We start from the raw sequence: 6,902 nt of genomic DNA, 5'->3' as shown, positions 1-6,902 counted from the left end.
TTATTCAGCGTCAGGGCACGACGGGTAGCGAGGCTTGTCCCGTGTTTAGCAATCTGCAATACACCGCTCCCCAATGCCGCATTATTGCCCAATAGCAATTTTCCACTACTCAGCAGGGTTCCCCCTTCATAGTGGTTAGCGGCATTTAATGTCAGCACACCCGTGCCAGATTTGGTGATCATTCCCGGGCCCAATAGCTCGCTTTCCAACGTTAAATCCTCACTACCGCTTAGGTCGAGCTTTCCTGCCCATAACTTAACCGTATTATTCAGCGTTAATGCAGTGGTCGTCTCTAAGCTGCCCCCTTTTTCCAACAGCATCAAACTACCGCTGCCAAGGGCAGCACTATTACCCAGCAATAGTTTGCCACCACTGAGTATAACCCCACCCTCATGGCGGTTAGCGGCGTTTAATCTTAACGTGGCCTCACCTTGTTTATTTAGGAGTTCTTCGCCAGAAATGATCCCATTTAATGTCAGATCATGATGTCCTGCTATTCTGAGATCCCCTATCAGTTCAATCGGATTATTCAGTGTTAACGCGGTCTTGGTGTCTAAGACATTCCACATCCCTTCGACAGTCAAAGCGCCGCTGCCTAATGCCGCATCGTTACCCAACACCAGTATTCCATGATGAAAAAAAAGTCCCTCCACTGTAGTTATTAGCCGCATTCAACATCAGATGATTCATACCAAACTTCGAAAGGCTTCCAGAGCCTGAAATAACGCCATCGAGTGTTAGATCGTGATCCCCCACCACTTTGAGATCTTCATTTACCCACACAGTATTCATTAACCTTAATGGGATGAGGCTATTTAAAGACATCTTTTTTCTAACTTCACCCCGCCAAGGCCGTATCACCACCGAGTATCAAGTTTCCTTCATTTATGGTGGTACCCCCCTGGTAGCTGTTATCCCTCTTTAACGTCAATGAAGCCTTCCCTTGTTTTTTGATCCCTTTGCTACCTGAAATAATCCCATTGAGCATAAGATCATGGCTACCTTCTAGCTCCAGGTCGGCATTTAAATGGAGATCATTTTTTAATGCTAAGTTTTGCCAATTATCTAAGCGCACCTCCTTATCGACCACTAAAGCACCACTACCTAATGCTAAATTGTCTCCAATGACCAGCTTTCCTCCCCCTTTAATAACAGTGCCACCACTATAACTGTTAGCCGCATTCAAGGTTAGTTGAGCAGAAGACAGCTTATTTATCCCCCCCCCCCGCTCCTGAAATAGTTCCATTTAACGTCAAATAACGCCCCGCTAGCTTAAGATCAGCATCCAGTTCAATCGCGTTATTCAATGTAAAACCGCTACTGTGATCAAGTGTTGCTTCACCTTTCACGTTTAGAGAACCACTGCCCAAGACGTCTTCATTACCGAGGAACAATCTTCCATCATAAAGGACAGTGCCACCGCTATAGTGATTAACGGCATTCAACATCAATTCACTGGTACCGTATTTATGTAACCCTCCTGCTCCTGAAATAATGCCATTAATATCCAGATTCTGATTCCCTTCTATAGAGAGGTCTGCATTGAGTTTTATTGGATTATTTAAGGGGATATGATGAGAATTATCTAATTTCGTGGCGCCTTCAACCGTTAATATACCACTGCCCAATGCGGCAGAGTTACCAAGTGTTAATTGCCCCTCCTTAGTAAGGGTACCACCACGATAAGTGTTAAATGAATTCAATATTAGATTGGAAGAACCCAATTTTATTAATTTCCCTATCCCGCTAATCTGACCCGATAACGTGAATGGATTTGTACCCTGAATGATCAGTCCTTCATCATCTAAAATAATTTTATTATGAAGATCAAGTTTATTATCATTGGCTTCAATCGCTCCTCCATTTGCATGGAGAACGTCGTTGCCAAAATAGTCTGAACGATCAAAGATCACTAAACCGCTATTTAACTGTGTAGAAGAATAAACAATTGATACCGAAGAAATACAAAAAATATGGCTCGCTATGGCTAAAATTCTTAAGAAATATTTCATTTCATCTTGTATCAAATAATATCTTATATTCATATTACCCTTATTCTATAGAATAAATTTTCAGCCCATATAAAATAGGTTTAAAGAATAGAACAGCTGGCAGAAATAACACTGATTCAGGTTAAGTAATATATTATTTTATCTAAGCTAAATTGAATTAAAAATTTAAATTACAAATAAAGTAAAGTTTAATAAAAGCTTTTCGTCAAGGCGACTGACTGCAATCCTATTATAAAAAATATTTAATAGAATGAATTTTATTTATATATTAAAGGCGGGAGTAATATAAATAAGCCGAAGTATAATCCTGGCTTATTTATTGGAATTAATTTTTTATGATCGTACTAGAGGTGTTTTCTAGGCAAAAGTAACGTTCAATGATCGACGACCCTCTAGAATGGTAACTTTACCGGTAAGAACACATCCATCTTCGAATTGCTGCTTTTCTTCCGGACATAAAAGAGTTTCCAATTTTTGAGAAAGTTTGAACTCAATATGCGGCACCTTCTCTTTTAAAACATCAAGAGTTTTTTTGGAAATCTATTTTCTCCGAGCAACAACTTTTCTAGTCCCTCCCACAAGATCCCAACCGGAAAGTCACTAATGTTCCACCAAGTCAAATTTACTTCCTTACTTCCAATTTTAGCGTGATGGTTCAATATATCTAAAACCCACTTACGATCTTCATCTAGCTGCTGCTTCGGATCCTCCAGAAAATTCTTTTCCACCTCTTTTTTAGCAGCTTTTTCAACAGCTGCCATCTCCTTAGCAGCAGCTGCTTCTAACTCTTTCTGTGACGGAGAAGGAGCGCCAATATATTCACATGCAGTCTCTTTCATATATTGCACACTAATCATATTTTCTATACCAAACATATTTCCACCTATAAAAAATCACCTCTAATATATGAGAAATAAATTATATGTATACATATGGTTATTATAAATAATAATTATATTGTTGTTTATATGCTATTTAATTAAAATCGAAGAAGCACGTGCTTCTCTCTTCTCCAACAGGTTACTATTTTCTATGCTCTGTTTTACCTCAGGAGCTATCAGCTGGCTCAACATACGATAGATGGCTAACGCATCGCTCGCCATTTTATTCTTTTTATCACTGATAAAACCCGCTTCTCGTAGCTTAGCGATCAATATCGAGAACCCTGTTTTATCAACAAATTCAAGGGAATTAATACCCGGTAATGCGGATAAACCCTGTGCCAGCAAACGGCTGTTTTTTCTAATTCTGCCCGAATGATCGATGAATGAGTACTGAGCAAGAAAAAAGTGATGGCATAGCGCTGTAACCTGTCACTGGCTCCAGCAGCCAATAATTGTAATGGATAACATCGCATCGGGTTCGCCATCAGCTGGTGATGACTTTCATTGATTAATTGCTGGCGAATCAATTCATCACACAAAGCATTCAATACAGAGGGAAGCTGCTCTTGACTATAATGCAAAAATAACTCCGCTTTCAGCATGGGATAAATCAGCGCCACCTGATGTATAACCTCTTGCCGACTGATTCCATGATGATTGATTACTATGCTAGCAACCAATGAAGGCAATATAAGTAAATGCTGAATATTATTGCGATAATAAGTCACCAATACCGCCTGCTCATGGGATAAAGTAATAATATCTTCCCCATTATCATGCTTTAACTGGAATTTATTCATACTCAGTGCATTATTGAGTAATTCTTCCGGCGCTTTATCCGGCACTGTCACTTCTGTGGTATAAGGCACATGCAGAAGAAGTTGCAAATAACAATCAAGTTGTTCAAGCAATTGTTTTGCTGTTAACGAAAATTGGCGCGCCGCTAACAGCGCCGTTGAACACAAATTCATCGCATTAGCCGCCGCAGCGTTATTAATCCTGATCATTATTGTACTGGCTAAGTCATTCACTGCCGGTGTCAGCCAACTTGGGCGCTGAGCCTCTACAGCATCGATAGATCGACGCCAATCTGGCGCATAATGGTTAAGATAATCGGTCAACGACAAAGGCTCACCAAAATTCACGTAACCTTGACCCAGATTACGCAATTTTCGCAGACCCTGTATCATCTGTAGGAGACTTTCTTTTTTCTTGACCGCGCCACGCAATTCTTTCGTATAGGTCGCCACTTCCATCACATGTTCATAGCCAATATAAACCGGCACTAATGTGATAGGGCGGATCCCTTTCCGTAACATTGATTGAAGTGTAATGGAGAGGATCCCGGTTTTTGGCTCCAAAAGACGCCCAGTCCGAGAGCGCCCCCCCTCGATAAAATATTCAACCGAATAACCACGGCTAAACAGTTCGCCAAGATACTCACAAAATACCGTTGAATAAAGTTTATTGCCGTTGAAAGAACGGCGAATAAAAAACGCGCCTAAGCGGCGAAAGATAGGACCCGCGGGCCAAAAATTTAGATTCACTCCCGCGGCGATATGAGGGGGTACTAAACCTTGATAATAAAGCACATAAGAGAGCAATAAATAATCCATATGGCTACGATGACAAGGTACATAAACAATCTCATGCCCTGCTTGCGCTAATTTGCGTACCCGCTGCGCATTGTGGACACTAATTCCTTGGTAAAGACGATTCCACATCCAACCCAATATACGATCAGAAAAACGCACCGCTTCGTAAGAAATATCAGTGGCAATTTCTTCCATTAATAGCAGCGCAGAACGCGATGCTTTTTTATCAGAGATTTTTTTTACCCGCGCTTCATCCAAAATCGCTTTTTCAATCACCTTAGAAGAGAGCAGTTTTTTAAACAAATCTTGCCGAATCGGCAGGGGTGGCCCAATAATCATTAAACGTTGCCGTAAAAAATGAATAGCCGCTACCCGCGCTAATTTATTAGCGATGGCTTTATCTTGACCCTGTTCATTTGCCAAGGCACGCAATGACACTTTGGCAGAAAAGTGCACAAAAGTATCACGCCCTAGCCATAACAAAGTGAAAATTTTCCGCAATCCCTTTAATAGACGGAAATAAGGAGGATTATTATTTTCACGACCAGGAGAACGACCAAACATCACCGTAACAGGTAATATTTGTACGTCCAATTTAGGATTAACTTGATATAGATCCAAATAATGGTGAAATAACGTTTTGAACTGACCATCAGGCGCCGTTTTAGCGCCATTGGCAAGGCAAATATAACGGGGAAGTTGCCTGCCGGCTATTTCTAATGGCGTTAAGGGATCAGGTAAATCTCGCGCTAAACACTGCGTTCGTAACGTCAGCAAATCCGCTTTAGCATAATAGGGTAAAACATACAGAATGGGACATAAGGGATCTAAACCTAATACGGTTAGCATATCTGCCGGAATCGGCTTGCTTTTTACCAAAACATTAAGTGGTAAATTCAGTAACTTGTAGTATATTTTACGCCAACCCGACATAACAAGGTCAAGCCTCTCTTCTATAAATTAGCATTAGCAATTCAGCGCAAGGATACCAGAAACCCTCGATTAAAGTTGTGAATTAACAAAGATAAAGGCATATCCATTGATAAAAAATAAAAAACGGGATTAACCCGCCTCTACCACGCTAGCCAATATTCGCTAAAAGGATTGCTAGCGGTGTGGAAAAATGAAGCCGCTTTTCGCCAAGAAACAATAGTGGCTATTATCGCCATTATATTAGCTTATTGCCTAGATTTTACGACAATAGAACGTATTTTATTAATAGGGTCGATTGTACTGGTTATCATTGTTGAAATAATAAATAGTGCGATTGAAACCGCTATCGATCGGATTGGCAGTGAACAGCATCCGCTCTCTGGCCAAGCAAAAGATATCGCCTCAGCAGCGGTTTTTATAACTATTTTAATGGCTTTTTTTGTCTGGATGAGTATTTTGATTTAATGAGGTTTTATTAGATCTCTTTCGAAACCGTAGCGAGTGATACGAAGCCAAGGCGCCCGGCGCACAGCAACCTTCGTTGCCATCAGTACATGAGGATTGCGCGCACCGGGCAACGCAGGATCCGTGTCACGCAGTAGGTTCGAAATCTTCTTGAGCGACACGCTCAGACAAGGAAAAAACGAGCGAAAAAGCGCAGTTTACATACAGTAAATGAGCATTTTGAGCTCGTTTTTGACGAAGTATCAGCGAGTACAAGAGATTTCGAAAGAGGTTTATTGAATTAGGCGACTACCAAAATAAGCACAAGTCAAAAAAAATGCGCCCACCAGGCTAAACCCCACCACAGGGCGACCCCGCCAGCCTTTGTAATAATGCCCCCACAATAAAACAATATAAATCCACCAAGCTGTAGCAGATAATAATATTTTATAACGATTTTCTTCACTAAACAAATTATCTTTAAAAAAGAGTCCAGTAAACAAAGTTAAACTCAATAACACCACCCCAATTTGCGTGATATAAAACATTTGACGCTCAATACTCATGAGCGGAGGCATATCGGCAGGAGAAACCAGCTTTTTATGTTTCAACAAATAATCAAGCCAAGCCAATTGTAAAGCATACAGTGCAGCAATAATTAAAGTAGCATAACCCAATAAAGCCAAACCAATATGGACAAATAATGTAGGCGTCCCTTCTAAATGAGTCATAAACTCACCAGGGCACAAACTAGCAAAAGCCAAATTAATCATGGCAAAGCTGTAAACAATCGGCAACATAAACCACACACGCCCACGTGATGCCACTATGGTCATGATTGAGCACACAACAAGCCCTACGGTAGAACCAATATTAAGTAAAGTAAGATTTTGACTACCGTCCACCACATCAAAAATCTGTTGTTTTAATGCCGCAGCATGACAAATTAACGCTAAGACAGCAAAAAACAGTGCCAAACGTCGGTAGGCACTATTTTTCCGTAATAAACTGGGGATAATTAATCCCAAACTGAA

The 6,902-nt window shown here is 40.6% G+C and carries 5 protein-coding genes and 2 pseudogenes; 1 reads left to right on the top strand and 6 read right to left on the bottom strand.

Annotated elements, in window-relative coordinates:
- The 5 genes and pseudogenes from REG_RS10825 to plsB form a co-directional block, all read right to left on the bottom strand.
- On the bottom strand, positions 1-671 hold a 671-nt coding region (locus tag REG_RS10825), incomplete at its 3' end, for an autotransporter-associated beta strand repeat-containing protein (protein WP_141553649.1).
- Between the two features lie 167 nt (positions 672-838).
- Entirely contained in the window at positions 839-1,246 is a 408-nt protein-coding gene (locus REG_RS10815; protein ID WP_050749364.1) for an autotransporter-associated beta strand repeat-containing protein, read from the bottom strand.
- On the bottom strand, positions 1,209-2,012 hold the full coding sequence (locus tag REG_RS10810; RefSeq protein WP_141553648.1) for an autotransporter-associated beta strand repeat-containing protein: 804 nt from the start codon (positions 2,010-2,012) through the stop codon (positions 1,209-1,211). The genes REG_RS10815 and REG_RS10810 overlap by 38 nt, the downstream gene beginning before the upstream one ends.
- Positions 2,013-2,524: 512 nt before the next feature.
- Positions 2,525-2,887, bottom strand: a complete 363-nt coding sequence (locus tag REG_RS07485; protein WP_006705086.1) for a hypothetical protein — start codon at positions 2,885-2,887, stop codon at positions 2,525-2,527.
- A 96-nt stretch (positions 2,888-2,983) separates the two neighbouring features.
- Positions 2,984-5,424, bottom strand: a pseudogene (gene plsB, locus REG_RS07480) (glycerol-3-phosphate 1-O-acyltransferase PlsB).
- 123 nt (positions 5,425-5,547) lie between these two features.
- On the opposite strand from plsB, the pseudogene REG_RS07475 reads away from it, so the two are divergent.
- A pseudogene (locus REG_RS07475) lies at positions 5,548-5,889 on the top strand (diacylglycerol kinase); the annotation flags it as partial.
- A 272-nt stretch (positions 5,890-6,161) separates the two neighbouring features.
- Here the strand turns inward: REG_RS07475 and REG_RS07470 are convergent.
- Positions 6,162-6,902: cytochrome C assembly family protein (locus REG_RS07470; RefSeq protein WP_039907856.1), on the bottom strand; the 741-nt coding region annotated here is incomplete at its 5' end.

The organism is Candidatus Regiella insecticola LSR1 (assembly GCF_000143625.1).
GTDB lineage: Bacteria > Pseudomonadota > Gammaproteobacteria > Enterobacterales > Enterobacteriaceae > Regiella > Regiella insecticola.
The sequence above is the reverse complement of the archived record's forward strand: the minus strand, read 5'-3'. Positions and strand labels throughout refer to the sequence as shown.